The sequence below is a fragment of the Desulfotomaculum copahuensis genome, assembly GCF_001655685.1.
GTDB classification, from domain to species: Bacteria; Bacillota; Desulfotomaculia; order Desulfotomaculales; family Desulfovirgulaceae; genus Desulfotomaculum_G; species Desulfotomaculum_G copahuensis.
The window spans coordinates 13,097-34,212 of sequence record NZ_LYVF01000085.1 but is presented as its reverse complement, the minus strand read 5'-3'; the positions used below and the strand labels follow the sequence as shown (position 1 = coordinate 34,212).

19 protein-coding genes and 1 other RNA gene are annotated in these 21,116 nt (G+C 60.0%); 4 read left to right on the top strand and 16 right to left on the bottom strand.

What is annotated here, in order from left to right; translation table 11 throughout:
- From nifU to hisS, 10 genes are all read right to left on the bottom strand, one after another.
- A complete protein-coding gene (gene nifU, locus A6M21_RS06580) occupies positions 1 to 375 on the bottom strand; it encodes a Fe-S cluster assembly scaffold protein NifU (RefSeq protein WP_066667168.1) in 375 nt (124 codons plus the stop codon).
- Between the two features lie 38 nt (positions 376 to 413).
- Positions 414 to 1,637, bottom strand: a complete 1,224-nt coding sequence (gene nifS, locus A6M21_RS06575) for a cysteine desulfurase NifS (RefSeq protein WP_066667166.1) — start codon at positions 1,635 to 1,637, stop codon at positions 414 to 416.
- Positions 1,638 to 1,747: 110 nt separating this feature from the next.
- On the bottom strand, positions 1,748 to 2,206 hold the full coding sequence (locus A6M21_RS06570) for an RrF2 family transcriptional regulator (protein ID WP_066667165.1): 459 nt from the start codon (positions 2,204 to 2,206) through the stop codon (positions 1,748 to 1,750).
- A gap of 83 nt (positions 2,207 to 2,289) precedes the next feature.
- Positions 2,290 to 3,603 carry a replication-associated recombination protein A gene (locus A6M21_RS06565; RefSeq protein ID WP_066667164.1) on the bottom strand — a complete coding sequence of 438 codons (1,314 nt, stop codon included), beginning with the start codon at positions 3,601 to 3,603 and terminating at the stop codon, positions 2,290 to 2,292.
- A gap of 119 nt (positions 3,604 to 3,722) precedes the next feature.
- Positions 3,723 to 3,995, bottom strand: coding sequence for a helix-turn-helix domain-containing protein (locus A6M21_RS06560; RefSeq protein WP_066667163.1), 273 nt, complete (start codon positions 3,993 to 3,995; stop codon positions 3,723 to 3,725).
- A 181-nt stretch (positions 3,996 to 4,176) separates the two neighbouring features.
- Positions 4,177 to 4,506, bottom strand: a complete 330-nt coding sequence (gene trxA, locus A6M21_RS06555; RefSeq protein WP_066667162.1) for a thioredoxin — start codon at positions 4,504 to 4,506, stop codon at positions 4,177 to 4,179.
- A gap of 102 nt (positions 4,507 to 4,608) precedes the next feature.
- Entirely contained in the window at positions 4,609 to 5,322 is a 714-nt protein-coding gene (locus tag A6M21_RS06550) for a tRNA threonylcarbamoyladenosine dehydratase (protein ID WP_066667160.1), read from the bottom strand.
- Between the two features lie 82 nt (positions 5,323 to 5,404).
- A non-coding RNA gene (gene ssrS, locus A6M21_RS06545) (6S RNA) lies at positions 5,405 to 5,589 on the bottom strand.
- Between the two features lie 99 nt (positions 5,590 to 5,688).
- Positions 5,689 to 7,479 carry an aspartate--tRNA ligase gene (gene aspS, locus A6M21_RS06540; RefSeq protein ID WP_066667155.1) on the bottom strand — a complete coding sequence of 597 codons (1,791 nt, stop codon included), beginning with the start codon at positions 7,477 to 7,479 and terminating at the stop codon, positions 5,689 to 5,691.
- Between the two features lie 225 nt (positions 7,480 to 7,704).
- Entirely contained in the window at positions 7,705 to 8,973 is a 1,269-nt protein-coding gene (gene hisS / locus A6M21_RS06535) for a histidine--tRNA ligase (protein ID WP_066667218.1), read from the bottom strand.
- A gap of 402 nt (positions 8,974 to 9,375) precedes the next feature.
- Between hisS and A6M21_RS06530 the strand changes: the two genes are divergently transcribed.
- Complete coding sequence (locus A6M21_RS06530) at positions 9,376 to 9,600, top strand: DUF896 domain-containing protein (RefSeq protein WP_066667153.1); 225 nt, start codon at positions 9,376 to 9,378, stop codon at positions 9,598 to 9,600.
- A gap of 178 nt (positions 9,601 to 9,778) precedes the next feature.
- Here the strand turns inward: A6M21_RS06530 and acsA are convergent, their stop codons facing one another.
- From acsA to recJ, 5 genes are all read right to left on the bottom strand, one after another.
- A complete protein-coding gene (acsA, locus tag A6M21_RS06525; RefSeq protein WP_066667216.1) occupies positions 9,779 to 11,464 on the bottom strand; it encodes an acetate--CoA ligase in 1,686 nt (561 codons plus the stop codon).
- A 248-nt stretch (positions 11,465 to 11,712) separates the two neighbouring features.
- On the bottom strand, positions 11,713 to 12,315 hold the full coding sequence (locus tag A6M21_RS06520) for an MBL fold metallo-hydrolase (RefSeq protein ID WP_066667211.1): 603 nt from the start codon (positions 12,313 to 12,315) through the stop codon (positions 11,713 to 11,715).
- A gap of 269 nt (positions 12,316 to 12,584) precedes the next feature.
- Entirely contained in the window at positions 12,585 to 13,034 is a 450-nt protein-coding gene (dtd, locus tag A6M21_RS06515; protein ID WP_066667204.1) for a D-aminoacyl-tRNA deacylase, read from the bottom strand.
- A gap of 196 nt (positions 13,035 to 13,230) precedes the next feature.
- Complete coding sequence (locus A6M21_RS06510) at positions 13,231 to 15,390, bottom strand: RelA/SpoT family protein (RefSeq protein ID WP_066667152.1); 2,160 nt, start codon at positions 15,388 to 15,390, stop codon at positions 13,231 to 13,233.
- 152 nt (positions 15,391 to 15,542) lie between these two features.
- Positions 15,543 to 18,347, bottom strand: a complete 2,805-nt coding sequence (gene recJ / locus A6M21_RS06505; protein ID WP_066667200.1) for a single-stranded-DNA-specific exonuclease RecJ — start codon at positions 18,345 to 18,347, stop codon at positions 15,543 to 15,545.
- A 143-nt stretch (positions 18,348 to 18,490) separates the two neighbouring features.
- Here recJ and A6M21_RS06500 point away from each other — a divergent pair, with 143 nt between their 5' ends.
- Together A6M21_RS06500 and A6M21_RS06495 are read left to right on the top strand one after the other, a co-directional pair.
- On the top strand, positions 18,491 to 19,177 hold the full coding sequence (locus A6M21_RS06500; RefSeq protein WP_066667150.1) for a methylenetetrahydrofolate reductase C-terminal domain-containing protein: 687 nt from the start codon (positions 18,491 to 18,493) through the stop codon (positions 19,175 to 19,177).
- A gap of 14 nt (positions 19,178 to 19,191) precedes the next feature.
- Positions 19,192 to 20,061, top strand: a complete 870-nt coding sequence (locus A6M21_RS06495; protein ID WP_066667148.1) for a methylenetetrahydrofolate reductase — start codon at positions 19,192 to 19,194, stop codon at positions 20,059 to 20,061.
- A gap of 279 nt (positions 20,062 to 20,340) precedes the next feature.
- On the opposite strand, the gene A6M21_RS06490 is transcribed toward A6M21_RS06495, so the two are convergent.
- The gene (locus A6M21_RS06490; RefSeq protein WP_066667146.1) at positions 20,341 to 20,619 is read right to left on the bottom strand and encodes an acylphosphatase; all 279 of its coding nucleotides are present in this window, start codon (positions 20,617 to 20,619) and stop codon (positions 20,341 to 20,343) included.
- 146 nt (positions 20,620 to 20,765) lie between these two features.
- Here A6M21_RS06490 and A6M21_RS06485 point away from each other — a divergent pair, with 146 nt between their 5' ends.
- A complete protein-coding gene (locus A6M21_RS06485; protein WP_066667144.1) occupies positions 20,766 to 21,113 on the top strand; it encodes a hypothetical protein in 348 nt (115 codons plus the stop codon).
- Positions 21,114 to 21,116: the final 3 nt, after the last annotated feature.

The following is a 21,116-nucleotide window of genomic DNA, read 5'->3' as shown; positions in this document are numbered from 1 at the left end:
CTACGCGCTTTTCTGTTTGCCGCGGTAGTCTTCGATGGCTGCATGCAGGGCATCGGCGGCCAGGTTGGAGCAGTGCATCTTCTGGGGCGGCAGACCGTCCAGCGCCTCGGCCACCATCTTGTTGCTCAGCTGCAGCGCCTCGTCCAGGGTTTTGCCCCGGGCCATCTCGGTAACCATGCTGCTGGTGGCGATCGCCGCACCGCAGCCGAAGGTTTTGAATTTGATGTCCTCAATGCGGTCATCCTTGATTTTAAGGTATATTTTCATAATATCGCCGCAGGTGGGGTTACCCACCTGCCCCACTCCGTCCGCGTCCGGAATTTCACCCACGTTGCGCGGGTTGGTAAAGTGATCCATCACTTTTTCCGAATACATCCGCCAGGACCTCCCCGAAAAAAATTAGTCAGCTATGCTCAAGCTTGGCAGGAATGACTGATCCGGCAGCCGTTGCACTGGCCGGACAGGGCGAACTCATTTTCCTGATCCAGGGGCGACATGGCCCGCAGTCTTTCCACAATGGGCGGCATTACTTCAAGGAAGTAATCCACATCCGCTTCCGTGTTATCCTTGCCCAGGCTGAGCCGGATCGAGCCGTGCGCCATCTCGTGGGGAATACCCATGGCCAGCAAAACGTGGGACGGCTCCAGGGAACCGGAAGTGCAGGCCGACCCGCTGGAAGCGGCAATGCCCTGCATGTCCAGGCTCAACAGCATGGATTCCCCTTCTATATATTTGAAGCAGACGCTGACCAGGTTGGGCAGCCTTTTCTCCGGATGGCCGGTGAGCAGGACATCGCCGATTCGTGAATCAATACCCTCGATCAGCCGGTCCCGCAACACGCTCAAGCGGGCCGCCTCTTCCTCCCGGTTGGCCGCCGCCAGTTCGGCCGCCTTGCCCAGAGCCACGATGCCCGGCGTGTTTTCCGTGCCGGCCCGGCGCAGGCGCTCCTGGGCGCCGCCGTGGAACAGGGTCTGCCGCCAGCGGGCGCCCTTACGCACATAAAGGACGCCGATACCTTTGGGGGCGTAAAACTTATGCCCGGATATGCTGAGCAGGTCCACATTCAATGCGTCCACATTAACGGGTATCTTGCCGAAGCTCTGCACGGCGTCGGTGTGAAAAAGAACGCCTTTTTCGCGGGCCAGCTTGCCGATTTCAGCGATCGGCTGAATGGTGCCCATTTCATTGTTGGCGTGCATGATGGTGATCAATACGGTTTTATCGGTGATCGCCGCGGCTACATCCTCCACGCTGACCATACCGTATTTGTCCACCGGCAGGATGGTTACCGTAAAACCCTGCTTGCCCAGCGCCTTCACAGTGTTCAGCACGGCATGATGCTCCACCGCCGAAGTGATGATATGATTGCCCCGGTTCCTGTTGATCGTGGCCACGCCGTGAATGGCCATGTTATCGGACTCTGTACCGCCACTGGTAAAAATAATTTCTTTCGGATCGGCACCGATCGCCGCCGCCACTTTTTCCCTGGCTTCTTCCACCGCCTTGCGCGCCTGGCGGCCGAAATAATGCAGGCTGGTCGGGTTGCCGTAAGTTTCAGTCATAAAGCGGTACATTTCTTCCGCCACAGCCGGATCCACCGGCGTGGTGGCGCTGTGGTCAAAATAAACTCGACGCAAGGTGATAGCCTCCTTTAATGCAAAAGGATTTACGGGGAGTATACCCCGGAAAAACCATAAAGATGCCCCCCCACCCGGTGCGGATCCCGGTTATAGTCTATGACGCCGGATCAACTTGTACCGGACGGCCCGCTACCTTCCCCGCCCGGGTGGATCTGCCGGGCATCCCGGCACATGTCCCCCAGACTGATGGAATCAAGCACCCCGGCAATGCTGTCGCGCACTTTCGCCCAGACTGTACGGGTGACACAACATTCAAACTGATCGCATTCCGCAGGGTTTGTCTCATTTACGCAATCCACCGGCGCAATCGGCCCCTCCAAAACGCGGATCACGTCACCCACTTTGATCCTGTCCGGCTCCCGGGCCAGCATATACCCACCCTGCGCCCCCCGGACGCTTTTGACCAGTCCGGCCTTGCGCAGGGCGCCGAGCAGTTGTTCCAGATAATGCTCGGAGAGGCTCTGGCGTTCGGCAATCAATTTCAAGGGAACCGGGGCCGCCCCGTAATGCTGTGCCAGGTCGAACATGGCCTTTAAACCGTAATGGCCCCTGGTGGAAAGGCGCAATTTCCCACCCCCGTTTTGAATCCATAGTAAATTACTCGGGTTTATTTTTTCTTATCTTAGCACAGGCTTTAACAGTTGTCAATTCAATCCCCAGTAAAATGCTCATGATTTTTCCGCTCTTCGCCCTGGTCCGAAGGCTCGTAAAAAACCATCCCCACCAGTTCGTCGGGCAGGTACTGCTGGACCACCCGGTGACCGGGATAATCGTGGGGATATTTGTAACCCTTTCCGTGCCCCAGAGCGGCGGCGCCGGCGTAGCTGGCGTCACGCAGGTGCGCCGGCACGGCGCCGGCCCTTTCTTTTTCCACCGCCCGCATCGCCCGGTCGATGCCCGTAACCACCGAATTGCTTTTCGGCGCCCGGGCGATGTACAGCGCCGCCTCGGCCAGCACGATGCGCGCCTCGGGCCACCCGATCCGTTCGGCGGCCTGGGCGGCCGCGGTGGCCACCAACAAGGCGCGGGGGTCGGCCAGGCCGACATCCTCGGCAGCGTGAATCATGATCCGGCGGCTGATAAAGGCCGGATCCTCGCCGGCATAGATCAGCCGGGCCAGCCAGTATAAAGTGGCCTGGGGATCCGAACCGCGCATGCTCTTGATGAAGGCGGAAATCACATCGTAATGTTCGTCCGCCCGGTCATACTGCAGCGCCCGCCGTCCCGCGGCCTGCCCGGCCACGGACAGATCGATGCGCCGCACCCCGTCCGCCCCGGGCGGTGTGGTCAACACGGCCAACTCCAGGGCGTTCAGCGCCGCCCGTGCATCGCCGTTGGCCGAACGGGCCAGGTGGGACAGGGCGGCCGGCTCCATTTCCACCCGGTAAGCCCCCAGGCCGTGCTCTTCATCCGCCAGCGCCCGGCGCAAGATCCGTTCAATGGCCGCTTCCGTCAGGGGCTCCAGCCGGTACAGGCGGGAGCGGCTCAACAGGGGGCGGTTGACGGCAAACATGGGATTTTCCGTGGTCGAGCCGATCAGCGTGATCAGACCGTTTTCCACTGAAGGAAGCAGGGCGTCCTGCTGCGCTTTGTTGAAACGGTGGATCTCGTCAATGAAGAGTACGGTTTTCCGCCCCTGGTAGGCCCGCCGGTCCGCGGCCTCTTGAATAACTTTGCGGATGTCGGCCACCCCGGCGGTAACGGCATTGATGGTGACAAAGTGTGACTTGGTCATGCGGGCAATCACCCGGGCCAAAGTGGTCTTGCCCGTGCCCGGCGGCCCGTACAGAATGATTGATTGCAGCCGGTCGGCTTCAATGGCCCGGCGCAATGGCGTTCCCGGTCCGACCACGGCGTTCTGTTCCTCAAAGTCTTCCAGCCGCCGCGGGCGCATCCGCCCGGCCAGGGGCGCCTCGCGGTGCAGGTTGTCCTGCAGCGCCTGTTGAAAGAGGTCTTCAGCCATGCACACTCACCTCTTTTTCGATTATAACCGGGTTAGCCCGAAAAGGAAACGCCGGTCAGGAAAATTCCGGTTTTCCTGGCCGGCGCCAACCAGTCAATTGAAAAAGCCGGATAATTGATTTATCCGGCTTTGATCAGAGTGAGGAAGTCCCCCCCCAGTTTGGTCACGCTGCAAATTTTGCTCTTTCCCTCGGTCGATACATCGACCAGGCCCAGAGCGTAAAGCTGCATGATCACATGATCCAGCACCGCCCGTTTGACCTTGGCCGTAAGGGAAAGCTCCTCCTTGTTCATACTGCCCTGCTCCAAAAGGGCGTCCAGTACCCGGGCCGCTTCGCCGGGCAGGCGGTCATTGACTCTGGCGAAATACTCCACCAGGCTGATTCCAGTCATTTGGTTTCTCACCTCCCCATAGAATGTTTAACCAGTTGCTAATAGTATGGTCATTTCCTTAGTCAAATAATACTCCTGGGCGCAAAAAAATCAGATTTTTATTAAAAAGCAGCCGAAAACCGCTGCAAAGCAAAATAAAAAAGCATGCCCGCCGGCATGCCATGTTCAACATCGTCTGTTTCTATAAATACTTATCAATGAGTGCCTTTAATTCCTTTTTGGTTTTAAAGCCGATGGAACGTTCCGCTTCCTGCCCGTCCTTGAAAATGATCAACGTCGGTATGCTGATTACCTTATATTGCGCTGATGTGCCCTGGTTTTCGTCCACGTTCAACTTAGCCACCTGAATTTTTCCTTCATATTCCGCCGCGATTTCTTCCACCACCGGGGCAATCATCTTGCACGGACCGCACCATTCGGCCCAGAAGTCGACCATTACAGGCATGGCCGCTGATTTGACAAACTCACCAAAGGTAGAGTCGCTTAATATTTGCATCTTATCGCTGGCCAAACATTTCTCCCCCTTCCGAATTGAGCCGACCGAAAACAGTTGAACCTCCCCGTCTCCCATGTCCATCTCTCATTATAATACCCGTAAAAAGCACATGTCAATTCATTTAACGGGAAATACGGCCAGCAATCCGCGCACCGCCGCCCCGGCCAAAAGCAGGCCGGCCACAGACGGCACAAAGGAAACGCTGCCCGAAACACGGCGCTCCACTTCCCCGCAATTTTCCCGGCGCGGCGGTTCGGTGGAAAAAACCACTGTCACGCCGCCGGTGATTCCTTCCCGGCGCAGGCGCCGGCGCACGGCCCGGGCCAGAGGACATACGCTGGTGGCGGAAATGTCCGCCAGCTTGAGGGCGCCGGGATCCAGCTTGTTCCCGGCGCCCATGCTGGAATAGACGGCGATCCCCCGCCGGCGGCAGGAGGCGATCAAATCCACCTTGGCCGGCACATCATCAATGGCGTCAACGACGCAATCGGGCGGCGGCAGCAGAAAGCAGTCCCCTGCTCCGGAAAGGTAGCGTTCTTCCCTGACTTCCACCTGCGCCTGCGGGTTGATCAATCTGATGCGCTCCCCCATCAGCGCCGCCTTGGGCTGTCCGACAGTGGTGGTCAGGGCGTGCAACTGGCGGTTGATGTTGCTTGGGCATACCCGGTCGAAGTCCACCAGGGTGAAATGACCCACACCGCAGCGGGCCAGGGCCTCGGCTGCATATGAGCCCACGCCGCCCAAACCGAATACGGCCACCCGGGCGCGGGCCAACCGGTCCAGACCGGCCCGTCCGATGAGCAATTCCGTGCGCGAAAGCCAATCTTTCATCACAAGTACCCCCAATAGACAAAAGGTTTTCAATTTACCGCTACCGCAGCAAATTGAAAACCTTAGGTGCAACCTTGACAAGTAAAACCCCACTTATGCCGTGAAACCCCAAAGTTTTCTTGAACCTGCTCTCAACAGGTGGGTGCCCTCCTGGATATCTTATGTTTCCCTTAAAAAAGGGCATACAAGCCATAACCAGAGACCAGGCTCCCTCAAACAAAATGTTGGCTCAAAACTTCAAGGTGGTCACGCACACAGCAGGGTATTTCCTTTCGTAGCTTTATGTTAACACAACCGGATTGATTTTGCAAGTGCTTTGATGATTTTATGGCCGTTGTTTTTCTATCGGAACGGTTATGATCATAGTTATATTTTTATCCCCGGATCCAGCTTGATATGCAACTCCTTCAACTGCCCCGCCGATACTTCCCCCGGCGCCGCGGTCATCAGTTCGGTGGCACTCTGCGTCTTGGGAAAAGCAATCACGTCCCGGATGCTCTTTTTGCCCGTCAGCATCATCACCAACCGGTCGAAACCAAAGGCAATCCCACCGTGAGGCGGGGTACCGAACTCAAAAGCCTCCAGCATAAAGCCGAACTTTTCCCGGGCCTCCTCCGCGCTCAGGCCGATGGCCGCAAACATGCGCTCCTGTACGTCGCGCCGGTGGATGCGGATGCTGCCGCCGCCCACCTCCACACCATTGAGCACCAGATCGTAGGCGCGGGCACGCACGGCGGCCGGGTTTTCCTCCAGCATGGGCAGATCTTCCTCCCGGGGGGAGGTGAAGGGATGGTGCATGGCCACATAGCGCTTTTCTTCTTCATCATATTCCAGCAGGGGAAAATCCAGCACCCACAGGAAGTTGAAACTGTTCGCCGGAACAAGCTGCAATTTTTCAGCCAGGTGCACCCGCAGGGCGCCCAGTGCGGCGGCCGTCACCGGCGGCTGATCGGCCACAAAGAGCAGCAGGTCGCCCGGTTTGGCTTCCAAACGGCTTAAAATGGCGGCCATTTCCTCCGGTTGAAAGAACTTGGCAATGGGGGACTTCACCCCTTCCGCGGTAACAATCAGGTAGGCCAGGCCGCGCGCCTTGTAAATGGCCGCAAAGGCCGTCAATTCGTCGATTTCCTTGCGGCTGAAGTGACCGCATCCGGCGGCATTGATCCCTTTCACCCGGCCGCCGGCCGCCGCGGTGGAGGCAAACACTTTGAAGCCACAGCCGGCGGCTAGATCGGTGATGTCTTTGAGTTCCAGGCCGAACCTGGTGTCCGGCTTGTCCGAACCGAAACGGTCCATGGCCTCCCGGTAAGAAAGGCGCGGGAAGGGGCGTTTCAATTCCAGACCGGCGGTTTCCCGGCACAGTCCGGCGACCATTTCTTCCATCAACTCCAGCACGTCTTCCACGTCGACGAAAGACATTTCTATGTCGATCTGGGTGAATTCGGGCTGCCGGTCGGCACGCAGGTCTTCGTCCCGGAAACAGCGGACAATCTGGAAATATCGTTCCAGGCCGGCCACCATGAGTATTTGTTTATATAACTGCGGTGACTGGGGCAGCGCGTAAAAGCGCCCGGCGTTGAGCCGGCTGGGCACCAGAAAGTCACGGGCGCCCTCGGGAGTGCTGCGGGTGAGCATGGGAGTCTCAATCTCCAAAAAGCCGTGCGCATCCAGAAAATCACGCACTATTTTAGCCGCCCGGTGCCTCAGCATCAACGCCTGCTGCATTTCCGGCCGGCGCAAATCCAGGTAGCGGTAGCGCAGGCGGACGTTTTCATCCACATCAACCCCGTCTTCAATATAAAATGGCGGTGTTTTGGCCCGGTTGAGCACCCGCAATTCCTGCGCCAGCACCTCCACCGCGCCGGTGGCCAGATTTGGATTTTCCGTGCCCGCCGGCCGGGCGGCCACCCGTCCGGCCACCGCCAGCACATATTCACTGCGGATGTCCTCGGCCCGGCTGAAGGCCTCACCGGCCTGCTGCGGGCTGAATACCACCTGTACAATGCCGGAGCGATCGCGCAAGTCAACAAAAATCAACCCGCCGTGATCCCGGCGGCGCTGCACCCAACCCGTCAGCACCACCTCCCGCCCGGCATCCCCGCTGCGCAGTTCACCGCAATGGTGCGTGCGTTTCAGTCCCTGCATGTCTTCTGCCATCCTGGATAACTCCCTTCCAAATTAAAACGCTATTGCATGCCCGGCGCCGCTCCGGCCGGCCCCGGAACGGAGCCTGACAGCGCTATAACGCGTGCGCTTTCAAACGGCCCTTTCCGGCGCGCGACTGGCGCCGCCGGAACGCTTACCGGAAGCACCGCCGTGTTTCGTTTCCGGACCGCAGAAGCCCGCTCCTCCGGCACGGTCACGGCATTATTTCATTCGTTTTCAACTTTCCCGGCAGCGCCGGCAAAGCCCGTCCACCAGGCGGTCCGCCGGGATTTCCTCCTGTGTGCCGGCCGCCATGTCCTTTAATGTGACCACCCGCCGGGCCAGCTCATCGCCGCCCAAAATAACCACGTAGCGGGCGTTTAATTTGCCGGCATACTTCATCTGCGCCTTCAGGCTGCGTCCCAGGTAGTCCCGGGCGGCGGCCAACCCGGCACGGCGCAACTGCTGCAAAAGACGCACCGCTTCCAGGGAAGCCGGCTCACCGGCCACGGCTAAGAAAACGTCCGGCCCCTCCGGGGGCGGAAAAGCACAGCCCTGGCGTTCCATCGTCAGCAGGATGCGTTCCAGGCCCAGAGCGTAGCCGATACCCGGCGTGGGTGGACCGCCGCAGGCCTCAATCAGGCCGTCGTAGCGCCCGCCGCCGCCGATCGAGCTCTGGGCGCCGATGTCCGCCGCCATGATTTCAAAAGCAGTATGGGTGTAGTAATCCAGCCCGCGCACCAGACGGGGATCGACCACATAGGGAATGGCCAGCACCGCCAGGTAATCCTGCACGGCCTGAAAATGGGCGGCGCAATCCGGGCACAGGCAATCCACGGTGGTGGGGGCGCCGGTACTCACCTCCCGGCATCTTTCCACCTTGCAGTCCAGGATGCGCAAGGGATTGCGCTCAAAGCGGCCGCGGCAGTCGGCGCACATCCCGTCCAGGTGCGGCCGGAAAAACTCCTGCAGCTTTTTCCGCAGCACCGCCCGGCAGCCCGGACAGCCCACGCTGTTCAGGTGCAGCTCCAGCCCCTGCAGCCCGAGACGGCTATAAAAGTCCATGGCCATGGCAATTACTTCCGCGTCCACCGCCGGGTCATGGGCGCCGAAAACCTCCACCCCGAACTGGTGAAACTGGCGGTAGCGTCCGGCCTGGGGGCGATCATAGCGGAACATGGGACCGGTATAGTAAAGCTTGACCGGCTGCGGACCGGCGTAAAGCCTGTTTTCCAGGTAGGCGCGCACGGCCGGGGCGGTGCCTTCCGGCCGCAGGGTGATGCTGCGCTTCCCCCGGTCCAGGAAGGTGTACATTTCCTTTTCCACGATGTCGGTTGTTTCACCGACCCCCCGCTGGAACAATTCCGTATGTTCAAAGATGGGCAGCCTGATTTCCGCATAGTCATATTCCCGGCACAAACGTCTGAACACATGCTCCAGGTATTGCCATTTTTCCACCTGACCGGGTATAATATCACTGGTACCGCGTGGCCGGGTAGTTAACATGCCCTTCCCCCCAAAGACCATGATTTTTTGATCGCAACCCGTCAATGAAAAGGCCGGTCGCCCCGCCGGCCGGCGGGTTGGAAAATCCGGCTTTTACGCCTGTTTACCTTCGACACATAAAACTCCCGCACCGGTCAAGTCCCTCACATGACCAGGAACGGGAGTATTTTCCCGCGCTTTAATTCTGTTCTCAATTGTATGCAAAAGTTGCCGGCTTGTCAACTGTACGGCAACAGCAAGCAACTGCAACCGGCCAAGCCGCTTTCAAGATATTTAAAACCGGGCCGGGATTGAGTTGCCGGCCGGTGTCTTCAACCCGTGCAAACCGGGCCGCTTTCCGGTATAATAACAAAAACCGGCGCCACTGCTGTTAAAAGGAATGGCGCTACAGGAGTGTGCAAAATGATCACCAAAGAGATGATCGAGCGCATTAATTTTCTCTCCCGCAAGCAGCGCAGCGGGGGTCTCAACGACGCTGAAAAAGCGGAACAGCACGCCCTGCGCCAGCGCTACCTGGAGACCATCCGGGCACAGGTGACGGACGCGCTGGAAGCGGCGGGCTATAAACGCAAGGAAAAACACGGCGAAAGATGCACTTGCGGCCACTGCCACCCCCTGAAACATTAAGCCGGCAACGGTGAGCAATACGGTTGGCCGCAGAATGTTGCAGGCGCACCGGGAGATCCTGCAACACCCGGGTGCAAAACCGCTTCGCCATGCCGGGCCGCAAAAACCCGGCCCGGCATGGCTCACACCTCATTCCCCGGTCAGCTCAAACCCGGCACCCACTCCCGGAGCACCCCCGTCAACTCAATCCCAGCACCCACTCCCGGAGCACCCGCCGGTCCACCCGGCCGTCCCCGGTGAGGGGAATTTCCGCCTTCACCTCGAACTCCCGCGGGGCGGCATGGGCGGCCAGCCCGGTCTTGACGAAGTTGCGCAGTTCCGCAGCCAGTTCATCCGACCAGGCATATCCGGGAGCCAGCACCACAAAGGCCTTGACGATTTCCCCCCGCAGCCGGTCCGGTTTGCCGGCCACTCCGGCCCGGGCCACCGCCGGGTGTTCGGCCAGCTTTTGCTCCACTTCAAATGGACCGACCCGCTCGCCGGAAGTGTTGATCACCCCGTCCACGCGGCCCTGGAAATAGAAGTAGCCGTCTTCATCCCGGTAGGCGGCGTCGCCGGAGATGAACCAGGGCCGGTGGCGGAAATACCGGGCGTAGCGCTCCGGATCATTCCAGACGCTCCGGAACCGTGACGGCCAGCCGTCCTTGATGGCCAGATTGCCGATTTTACCCGCAGGCATCTCCCGCCCTTGATCATCCACAATAACCGCCGTGATGCCCGGGAAAGGCCGGCCGATCGACCCCGGCTTGACCGGCAGGCAGCGGTAGTTGCAAATCATGTTCATCCCGGTTTCACTCATCCACCAGGTGTCGTAGACCGGCTGGCCCAGTTTCTGCATGCTCCAGTTCAGCACCTCTTCCGTCAGCGGTTCACCCACGCTCAAAATATGGCGCAGGCGGCTCAAATCGTAGCGGGCGAGCAGTTCGTCCCCGCCGGCCATGAGCATGCGGAAGGCCGTGGGCGCACTGTACCAGACCGACACCCGGTATTTGGCCAGGGTGGCGCACCAGTCGGCGGCGTCAAAACGCCCGCCGCGCACCACCACCGGAATCCCGAGCAGCCAGGGAGCCAGGAAACCATAGGCGATGCCGGTGATCCAGCCCGGGTCGGCGGTGCACCAGTATACGTCGCCGGGGCGCAGGTCGTGCACCCAGCGGGCGGTGATCAACAGGCCGGTCATGATCTCATGCACGTGCACCAGGCCCCGCGCCTTGCCGTCGGCCCCCGAGGCGTAAAGGATGAACAGCGGGTGCTCCCGGTCAACCCATTCCATGGCCGTGTCCGGCGCGGCGGCGGCCGTTACGGCCCGCCAGTCCAGCGCACCGGGCGGAATGTCTTCACCCGCCACGAAAATGTGCTTCAAAGCGGGCAGGTCACCCACCGGGATGCGGGGCAGCAGTTCCGGCGTGGTGACCACCGCCGCCGCGCCGCTGTCTCCCAGCCGGTCACGCAGGGCTTCTTCCATGAAGGCTTCAAACAGGGGCACCACCACCACACCCCGCCGGGCGGCACCCAGAAAACTGATGTACAGCTCCGGGCTGCGGGGCATAAAAATGCCCAGCCGGTCGCCCCTGGCCAGGCCGTATTGCTGCAATACCGCGGCAAAGCGCGCCGACTGCTCCTGCAGTTGTTTGAAGGTATATTCTTCCTGACGCCGGCCATCTTCAAAATAGAGCGCCGCTTGATCGCCCCGGCCCAATTCCGCCACCTGGCGGTCCACGGCCTCATAAACGATGTTCACCCGCCCGCTTTCAAACCAGCTGAACTCCTCCGCCACCCGGGCGAAATCAAAGTCCGCCCGCGCCGCCCCGTAATCCGCCAGGTTATGCTCCCCCGGCCGGGCCGGGATAATATTACCCTCCATAAATATCTCCTCCCCTTCCGGCAATGTAACTTTCATTTACATATACAAAAAAATTCGCCGCCAGACAGAATATTCCTGCCCGTCTGTATATTTTAACAATTAGCCGGACCGGAGCATTGAAGCGGCGGGATACGGACAGCACTCTTTTCATTTATGGACTGTATTCAAAATTAAAACCGGGGGCGCCCCGGTTCTGCAAACTGATTATCCCCAAAAGGCAGCGGTCCGGCCGGCTGCGGCCGTTCCGGTCAATATAAGCGGCCGTTTAAAAACGGGTTGTCCCGGCTTTCCTCGCCGATCGTGGAAGCCGGGCCGTGGCCGGGCAGCACTTGTGTTTCCGGCGGAAAGACAAGCAGTTTTTTCTTGATTGAAGCAATCAGCTGCCGGTGATCGCCGCCTGGAAAGTCGGAGCGGCCCACCGAACCGGCAAAGAGGGTGTCACCGGTAATCAGATAGCCGTCCAGTTGCAGGCAGATGCCGCCGGGGGTGTGTCCGGGGGTGTGCAGCACTTTCAACGTGAGGCTGCCCACCTTGATTTCATCCCCTTCCTCCAGCAGGCGATCGGCCGGTTCCAGTTGCAACGCCTGCCCCACATACAGGGACAGGTTGCGCGCCGGACTGGTCAGCATGCCGGCATCCTCCCGGTGGATGAGCACCGCCGCCCCGGTGGCTTCCTTCACCGCGGCCAGCGCACCGATATGGTCGGCGTGCCCGTGGGTGAGAATGATGCAACGGCACTTTAATTTCAGTTGTTCCAAACGGCTTAGAATGCGCCCGGCTTCCGCGCCGGGGTCCACCACGGCCGCCTCGCCGGTTTCCCGGCAGCCGATGATGTAACAATTGGCCTCCATCGGACCGACGGAAAAACCTTCTAAAATAACATCCTTCACTTTTTATCCCCCCAACCATCATTTTTTTAAACCTGAAACATAACGAAAAGGTGGTGGTCGTACCGAATAAGCGACTTGCGCAAGTCCGCAAACGAAACACGGCGCAGTTGAGGTTAGCGAACCGGCAGCGCGAATCGCACTCCGGGCAATGTTTTTGTTTCTTCAGCTTTCCATTGAAAAACAGGTATCATTGTTAGCCGGTCACCACCTCTACGGGTAAGCGTTTTTCACTAAAACTGTTTTTGACTGTCCAGTAAAAGGGTAACCGGGCCGTCATTGACGATCTCCACCTGCATACGGGCCTGAAAAACACCGGTGGCCACCGGCAACCCCGTTTCCCGCAGGAACCGTACAAAGGCGTCATAAAGCGACCGCGCCCGCGCCGGCGGTGCGGCGGCGGAAAAGCCCGGCCGGCGGCCGCTGCGGCAGTCGGCGTAAAGCGTGAACTGGGAAACCGCCAGCACCTCACCGCCGGCTTCCAGCACCGAACGGTTCAGCTTGCCCTGTCCGTCTTCAAATATACGCAGGTGGGCAATCTTTTCGGCCAGATAGCGCGCATCGCCGGGACCGTCATCCTGCCCCACCCCCAGTAAAATGACCAGGCCCGGGCCAATCGCCCCGGCTACCCGCCCTTCCACCGTCACCGACCCCCGGATTACCCGCTGCACCACTGCACGCATCCCAATTTCACCATCTTCCAACCAACAGGCATGATTTATTGAACACAACCGTTTGTACCACCAACTCACCGCAAATGACCGTTCTACACTGTGTGTTTTTTAACATACCCGGTCGTATCCCGTCTCCCCGAACCTCCGGTCCGGCCGCCTTCCGCCGCATAAAATGTAATACATCCCCGTGCCTTACCCGGCCGGCTCAACTGGTGCGCCGCACCTCGTAAACATCCGGAATGCGTTTGATCCGGGTGCTCACCAGTTCCAGCTGCTCCTTGCTTTTCATTTCCAATACCATTTCAATCACCGCCTGGTGGTTTTTGCGCCCCCGCGCGGTGACCCAGTTGGCGCTGATCTTCATATCGGTCAGTACGGCCATCACATCGCTCAAGAAGCCGGCCCGGTCCATCCCCGTAACTTCCAGTTTCACCTGAAAGGAAGCCTGGAAGTCCTGATCCCAGGCGGCCTCCACCAGCCGGTCCGGTTCGCCCTGCTGAAATATGGCCACGTTATAACAGTCGCTGCGGTGGATGGAAACGCCCCGCCCACGGGTAATGTAGCCCACAATCGGATCACCGGGCACCGGGTTGCAGCAGTGGGCCAGGCGGATGAGCAGGTTGTCGACGCCCCGCACCCGGATTCCCTGGGTGGGACGCCCCCATTCGGAAGGTGCGCGCTGTTCCGGCTTTAATTGCTGCATTTCTTCCTGCAGGCCCTTTTTTTCCGGTTTGATTTCATCCCGGATCCGGTTCAGCACCGCCAAAGCGGTGACCGTACCCTCGCCCACGGCGGCATAAACATCTTCCAGCGCATTCAGATTCAGCCGCCGGCCGAATTCCAGCAGGCGGTCGCCCTTGATTATTTCGGGATCAAGGCCCTGCTTCTTTATTTCCTTTTCCAGCGCCTCGTGACCCTTGACTATGTTTTCCTCCCGCTGCTCCTTTTTAAACCACTGGCGGATGCGGCTCTTGGCCTGGGATGTTTTGACCAGCTTCAGCCAGTCCCGGCTGGGACCGGACGCCTGTTTTGAGGTGAGGATCTCCACAATATCCCCGTTCTTCAATTTATAGTCCAGCGGCACAATGCGGCCGTTCACTTTTGCGCCCACACAGCGGTGGCCCACCTGGGTATGCACCCGGTAGGCGAAATCGATGGGCACCGAGCCGGCCGGCAGTTCCAGCACATCTCCCTGGGGGGTGAAGACAAACACTGTGTCGGCAAACAGATCAATCTTCAGGCCTTCCATGAATTCCCGGGCGTCTCTCAAATCGTGCTGCCATTCCATCAACTGGCGCAGCCAGGCCAGTTTCTGTTCGAAATTTTTGTCCCCCCGCCCGCCTTCCTTGTAGCGCCAGTGGGCGGCGATGCCGTATTCGGCGGTGCGGTGCATTTCCCGGGTGCGGATCTGTATTTCCAGCGGCTCACCCCGGGGGCCGACCACCGTGGTGTGCAGGGACTGGTACATGTTGGATTTGGGCATGGCGATGTAATCCTTGAACCGGCCGGGAATGGGCTTCCAGATGGTGTGCACCGTACCCAGGGCGGCATAGCAGTCCCGCACCGAGTCCACAATCACCCGCACGGCCTGCACGTCGTATATTTCATTCAGATTCTTTTGCTGTTCGGCCATCTTGGAGTAAATGCTGTACAAATGCTTGGGCCGGCCCTGAATATCGGCCCGGATATTCACGGCGGACAACTTTTCCTGCAATATGGCGATGACCCCGTTGATAAATTCTTCCCGCTTGCGCCTGGTGCTGGCCACACCCCGGGCCAGTTCGTAATATTTCTCCGGCTCCAGGTAATGAAAGGACAGATCCTCCAGTTCCCACTTCATGTGGTAAATGCCCAGGCGGTGGGCCAGGGGGGCAAAGATTTCCATCGTTTCCTGGGCGATTTCCTTTTGCTTGGCCGCGGGCTGGTATTTCAACGTACGCATATTGTGCAGGCGGTCGGCCAGCTTGATCAGGATCACCCGGATGTCCCGGGCCATTGCCAAAAACATCTTGCGCAGGTTTTCCGCCTGGCGTTCCTCCTTGGAGCGGTATTCCAGACGGCTCAACTTGGTCACCCCGTCCACCAAAAGGGCCACTTCCGCGCCGAATTCCGCTTCGATCTGCTCCAGGGTGACTGTCGTGTCTTCCACCACATCGTGCAACAGGGCGGCCTCCAGCGTTTCCAAATCCAGCTCCAGTTCGGCCAGAATACGGGCCACGGCCAGCGGATGGAGGATGTACGGTTCACCGGAAATACGTTTTTGAGCCCCATGGGCCTTTTCGGCAAAGTGATAGGCCTTGCTCAAAAGGGATACGTTTGCACGGGGGTTGTATAACACCACTTTGTGTACCAGATCCTGGAGCATTTTTTACACCTGCTTATCCCAGCGTAAAAGGACCGGGCAGTTTGCCCGCCGCCCGGCAAACCGTCCGAAAACTGCCGGTTGACAAGCAGTTGCCCAACGGGCCGGATACCTGATCATGACGCATGATTATACTTTATATTATTCCTGCCGGATCAGCAAGGTCCGGGGAACAGGGTGCCAACGGAAGCATTCAGGGTGTGCCCGAGCCATTCCAGGGACGTTTTTTTCAACTGCTGCGCCCAGCAGTAGGTTGCCGAGCCGGACAGGGGCCGTTTTTCTCCCCGGCACGCCGGCAGGCAGACCGGTGAATCGCCGCCTGCGGCCGGCCAGGCCAGCAAACCGAGCTCCGCCAGCACGGCCATGCCCAGCGCCACGGTAAATTCCTGCGCCTGAACGCAGCCGGCGCGCTTTAGCTGACGGGTCAACCGGTCCAACAGTTCATCCCCGCTGCCGGACCGGGCGGGCGGGCCGTTGCCGCGGCTTAAGAGCAGGTAAAGCCTGGCCAGGCTGTCCCGGTCCGGGGCCAGGGCGGCCAGATAACGGGCGGCCAGGCGGGCGTCCTCCCGGCCGAAGAGCAGGTAAACCGCCCCGGCGCCGGCCCGCCGGGCCGCCTCCACCACCATCTCCCATTCCCGCCGGTCACCGGGCGGATGATAAACCACCACCCGGCTCATTTCCCTGCCGGCGGTCACGGCGGCCTGATCCGGCGTGGTAACCAGCACGCCGGCCCGCCCGGAAGCAAGCAACTCCCTGATCAGGACCCTTTGCCCTTCATCCTGCCAGGCGTGGCAGAAAACCGTCCCCTTCCCCGCCTCCGGACAGGCATGGCGCAGGTAGGAAGCCAGTTCCACCGTGCGGTGGGGGGAATCGACCAGCACCAGTGTGCGCCGGCCGGCCGCCACCAGTCCGGCCAACCAGGCCGGGCGGCCGGGACGCCCCCGCCGGTCCACCAGGCGCAGGGCGGCCGTCTCCCGCCCGGCGTCTGTGCCGGAAAGCCCGCCGGCCGCCGGGGGCGGGACACCAAAAGCCCGGCGGCACCAATCCGGCAGACGATCGGCCTGCGGCGACCGGCTGTATTCGGCCAGCGCCCGGCGGACAAACCCGGGCAGGAACAGCGCCTGCTCCGCCCGGGGCAGGTGGCGCGCCGCTTCTTGAAAAAGCAGGGACAAATCGTCATTTGCCTTTTTCGGACCCGGGCCGCCCGCGCCCCCGTGCGGCTGGTTCAAAGCGGCCGGCTCACCGCCCCCGGGGCGCAGGTCCTTGACCGCCAGCTGCAGATTGCGCTCCCCGCGCCAGTGATCAAAAGCCGGTGTAAAGGCCAGATCCATGGCCGCCCCGGCGGCCACTTCATCCACACAACCGGCCAGATGAAAGCCGATGCCGTCCATGGTGGTACCGTTTTCCCGCACCAGCAGCTTGAGGTGGTGGCCATCCCGGCCCACCCCCCGGCAGTGCAGCACGCTGACCCCGCAGCAGGCCAGCAGGGGATCCGGGTTGCCGTGGCCGAACGGAGCCAGCATGGCCAGTTCCGTAATCAGCCGGGGGGAAATGTCGCGCAGCGAGACCAGCGCGTCCACATCCAGCACAGGCAGCGGCGCTTCCCCGGGCATGACTTCACCGGCATAGCGGTTGATGGCCGCCCGCAGGGCTTCCACCCGTTCCGCCGGCAGGGAGAAACCGGCCGCCCCGGCATGACCGCCGAAGGCCAGCAGGTATTCACGGCAGTGTTCCAGCGCCCGGTATAAATGAAAACCGGGTATGCTGCGCCCGGATCCCTTGCCCTGCCCGCCGTCCAGGGCGATCAGCAATACCGGGCGGTAAAAATGATCCATCAGGCGGGAGGCCACGATGCCGATCACTCCGGCATGCCAGCCGGGAGAGGCCAGCACCAGCACCCGGTCCCCGGCGCGGGCGGGATCTGCGTGCAGCATGGCCAGCGCTTCGGCCAGCACCCCGGCCTCAATCTGCTGCCGTTCGCGATTGCCGTGGTTGAGCCGCCCGGCCAACTCCCGCGCCCGGGTGTCATCCGTACAAAGCAGCAGCTCCACCGCCGGGCGGGCGTCACCCAGGCGGCCGGCGGCGTTAAGGCGGGGGGCCAGGGCGAAACCCACCGCCCGGGCATCCAGTTCTTCTTTTTTCACCCCGCTTGCGTCCAGCAGCGCCTGCAGGCCGGCACTTCCGCCGCACGCCAGCCGGGACAGGCCCGCTTTGACCAGAATGCGGTTTTCCCCCAGCAGGGGTACGATATCAGCCACCGTACCCAGGCAGGCCAAGTCCAGGTAATCCTGCCAGGCGTCCTCATCCTGTCCGCAGGCAACCAGCAAGGCCTGGGCCAGTTTCAGCGCAACCCCCACGCCGGCCAGCTCTTTAAACGGATAGGCGCAGTCCGGCTGCCTCGGATTGAGCACTGCCACCGCCGGCGGCAATGCGGACGGCACCTGGTGATGATCGGTGATGATCACGTCCGGGCCGCCGGCCCGGACCGCGGCGGCCACCGCACCAGCGTTGCTGATCCCGCAGTCGACGGTCACCACCAGGGTAAAACCGGCCGCCCTGGCCTGTTCCAGTACCGCTTCATGCAGCCCGTACCCTTCGGTCAGCCGTCCCGGAATGTAATATTCCACCCGGGCGCCCAGCCGCCTTAAAACCTTGACCAGCAGTGCCGTGGCCGTGATGCCGTCGGCGTCGTAATCCCCGTAAACCAGGACTTTATCGCCGGATTTTATGGCCGCCGCAAGTCTTTCCACCGCCCGGTCCATCCCTTTCATCAAACCAGGAGCGGCCAGCTGTTCCAGGCCGCCGGACAGGAAGATGCGTGCTTCTTCCACGGTATAGACGCCCCGGTTCAACAGCAGGTGGGCCAGGATGGGAGAGATTTTCAACTCCCTGGCCAGGATGTATTTGAGAGCGGGGTCCGCCCGTTTGACCCGCCAGATTTTCTGCTTGCGTAATGGCAATTTATGCACCTCAAAATAAATTATAAGGTAGTCCGGCGGGCATGGCAATGAAAAACTCATTGACAAATGCCCGTTATTATTGTATTATCCGAATATATAGTTAACCAAATGCACATAATTTCTCTTGAAGGGAGGATCCCGCGTTGATTGGAACCATTGCCAAGCCCATGGAGGAAATCATGCCGTACCTGGAGGGGAAGGACAATTTAATGGTCATCGGCTGCAACGGCTGTGCCAAGGCCATCCACAGCGGCGGCGAGGCGGAAGTGAACCAGATGGTCGCGGAGTTGGAGAAAAGAGGCAAAAAGGTCATTGCCGCCGGCGCTCCGGAAAGAACCTGTTACATCCAGCATACCAGGGCCTTCCTCGAACCGCTCCAGCAGGAACTGAATGATTGCGGCGCCATTGTAGTCATGGGCTGCGGCGGAGCGGTGCAGATTGTCAGACAGGCCACGGAAGAAAAGCACTTGTTGAAACACATTGTTTCTTCCCTGAACTCGATTGGTCATTTCGACACTGTCGTGCCGGGCACGGAATTTGTGGAACAATGCATGGAATGCGGCGACTGCATGCTCAACATGACCGGTTCGATCTGCCCGGTCACCAAGTGCGCCAAGGGGTTGCTCAACGGTCCCTGCGGCGGCAGTCAAAACGGCAAATGCGAAGTCAACCCGGACCGGGACTGCGCCTGGGTGTTGATTTACAACCGCCTGAAGGCACTCGGCGAACTGGACAAAATGCAGCAATACCAACCGCCCAAGGACAACAGCAAAATCACCCGGCCGCGGCGGGCGGTTTACAATGAAAAAACCGGCACAGCACTGGCTTAAGGGGGGAAGGGACAGTGAAATTAAGCTCGTTATTTGCACAGGGCAAATTTGTTGTCACCAGCGAAGTGGGACCGCCCAAGGGCACGGATGTTTCGGGCATGCTGGCTGAAGCGGAGCATCTGAAAGGAGTGGTGGATGCGGTAAACGTTACGGACAACCAGAGCGCGGTGATGCGCCTGGGTTCGCTGACCGCATCCCACCTTTTGAAACAAAAAGGCTTTGAACCGGTCTTTCAGTTGACCTGCCGGGACCGTAACCGTCTGGCCCTGCAGTCGGACCTTTTGAGCGCCGCCGTGCTGGGCATTGAAAATGTGCTCTGTCTGACCGGGGATCATGTCCACGCTGGGGACCACCCCCAGGCCAAACCGGTATATGATTTCGATTCCGTGCAGCTGCTCAGAACGGCGCGGGAATTGTGCAACGGGTTTGACGCCGCCGGCAATCAACTGGACGGGAAGCCGGACTTCTGTCTGGGCGCCGTGGTCAACCCGGGGGCCGATCCCCTGGAACCACAGCTGATCAAACTGGAGAAAAAGATCAAGGCCGGCGCGCAGTTCATTCAAACCCAGGCCGTTTTTGACCCCGCTGTTTTCGAAAAGTTCATCAAACAGGCATCTTCTTTCGGCGTACCTGTCGTGGCCGGCATTGTGCTGTTAAAATCGGCCGGCATGGGCCGCTACATGAATGAAAACGTGTCCGGGGTAAATGTACCGGATAGCCTGCTGCGGGAAATGGCGGACCTGCCGGCGGAAAAGCGCAAAGAAAAAAGCGCCGCCATCGCCGTCAAACTGATCAAAGAATTAAAACAGATGTGCGCGGGGGTGCATATTATGCCCCTGGGCTGGACGGACCTGGTGCCCGGGATTGTTTCGGCAGCGGTTTGATGTGAGTGGAAGCCCGCCCCTATTAGAACAAAGGCGGCTGCTTTCAGGCTTACGGGTTGTGTGCAATAATCATGGCTGGTAATAATGTGCTGCGGTAACAGGACGGCGCCCGGGAAACCAACCTGCGGCGCCGTCCCTTTTGTGATCCCTTTGTATAACCAGCCTGCGGCAACACCGCCTGTCCGGTGCCGGTGCGCCAAATATTTTTGCCATCGCATTTCCGGCTGGCGCACAGTGTTCCCTTCCCCTTCCTTTTCCTTTTCCGCTCCGGGCTGTCAGTCAAACTGTCGGTCTGATTTCAAACCCGTCATATTCACCCCGGCAGGGCTCTTCCCACACTTCCACCCGCTCCACCCGGGAAGCGGGTGAACCCTGCCGGCACCACCGGAGCACCTGCTCCACGGCCGCATCCTCACCTTCAAAAACCGCTTCCACCCGTCCGTCCCGTAAATTGCGCACCCAGCCGGTCACCCCGCAACGGACGGCCTCTTCTTGGGTATGCAGGCGGAAATACACCCCCTGCACCTTGCCGCTGATTAAAACATGCCTGCGCAGCATGGCTGTTACGCACCTCCCGGTTTATGCTCCAGGCAGCATTATACCACATTTGGCGGCAGCACATTTTTCTTTTCCGCTCACCCTCCAAAACATCCCGCATAATATACAGCAGATACTTTTTTTGTCAAAAGAGAGGAGGAAACCGGATGTCCGGCATACCCCACGAATTTTTTACCGTGGAAACGTTGAGCACTTTTGGCGGACTGGTGCTTTTCGTATCCCTGGTGACCACGCTGCTGAAAACCCCGGTCAAGGAGCGCTGGGGCGACTGGGCCGTACGACCGCTGGCCATTTTGATCGCCTTGCTCACCGAGTTGTTTGTGACGGCCACCCGGGGTGTTTTAAACCTGGAATCAGTCGGCCTGGCCGTGGTCAACGCCGTACTGGTGGCACTGGCGGCCAGCGGCAGCCACGAGTACATCTCCGACCCCCTGGCCCAAAAAAAACGCCCGCAGGACTTCAACCTGCTGGATAATGGAAAACGGATCCCATAGATG

Bases quoted from the DNA above. Each gene is read 5' to 3' on its own strand.
- nifU (WP_066667168.1), bottom strand. From the start codon at position 375: ATGTATTCGGAAAAAGTGATGGATCACTTTACCAACCCGCGCAACGTG.
- A6M21_RS06565 (WP_066667164.1), bottom strand. From the start codon at position 3,603: ATGGCTGAAGACCTCTTTCAACAGGCGCTGCAGGACAACCTGCACCGC.
- A6M21_RS06560 (WP_066667163.1), bottom strand. From the start codon at position 3,995: ATGACTGGAATCAGCCTGGTGGAGTATTTCGCCAGAGTCAATGACCGC.
- A6M21_RS06550 (WP_066667160.1), bottom strand. From the start codon at position 5,322: ATGAAAGATTGGCTTTCGCGCACGGAATTGCTCATCGGACGGGCCGGT.
- aspS (WP_066667155.1), bottom strand. From the start codon at position 7,479: ATGGCAGAAGACATGCAGGGACTGAAACGCACGCACCATTGCGGTGAA.
- hisS (WP_066667218.1), bottom strand. From the start codon at position 8,973: ATGTTAACTACCCGGCCACGCGGTACCAGTGATATTATACCCGGTCAG.
- A6M21_RS06530 (WP_066667153.1), top strand. From the start codon at position 9,376: ATGATCACCAAAGAGATGATCGAGCGCATTAATTTTCTCTCCCGCAAG.
- acsA (WP_066667216.1), bottom strand. From the start codon at position 11,464: ATGGAGGGTAATATTATCCCGGCCCGGCCGGGGGAGCATAACCTGGCG.
- A6M21_RS06520 (WP_066667211.1), bottom strand. From the start codon at position 12,315: ATGGAGGCCAATTGTTACATCATCGGCTGCCGGGAAACCGGCGAGGCG.
- dtd (WP_066667204.1), bottom strand. From the start codon at position 13,034: ATGCGTGCAGTGGTGCAGCGGGTAATCCGGGGGTCGGTGACGGTGGAA.
- A6M21_RS06510 (WP_066667152.1), bottom strand. From the start codon at position 15,390: ATGCTCCAGGATCTGGTACACAAAGTGGTGTTATACAACCCCCGTGCA.
- A6M21_RS06490 (WP_066667146.1), bottom strand. From the start codon at position 20,619: ATGCTGCGCAGGCATGTTTTAATCAGCGGCAAGGTGCAGGGGGTGTAT.
- A6M21_RS06485 (WP_066667144.1), top strand. From the start codon at position 20,766: ATGTCCGGCATACCCCACGAATTTTTTACCGTGGAAACGTTGAGCACT.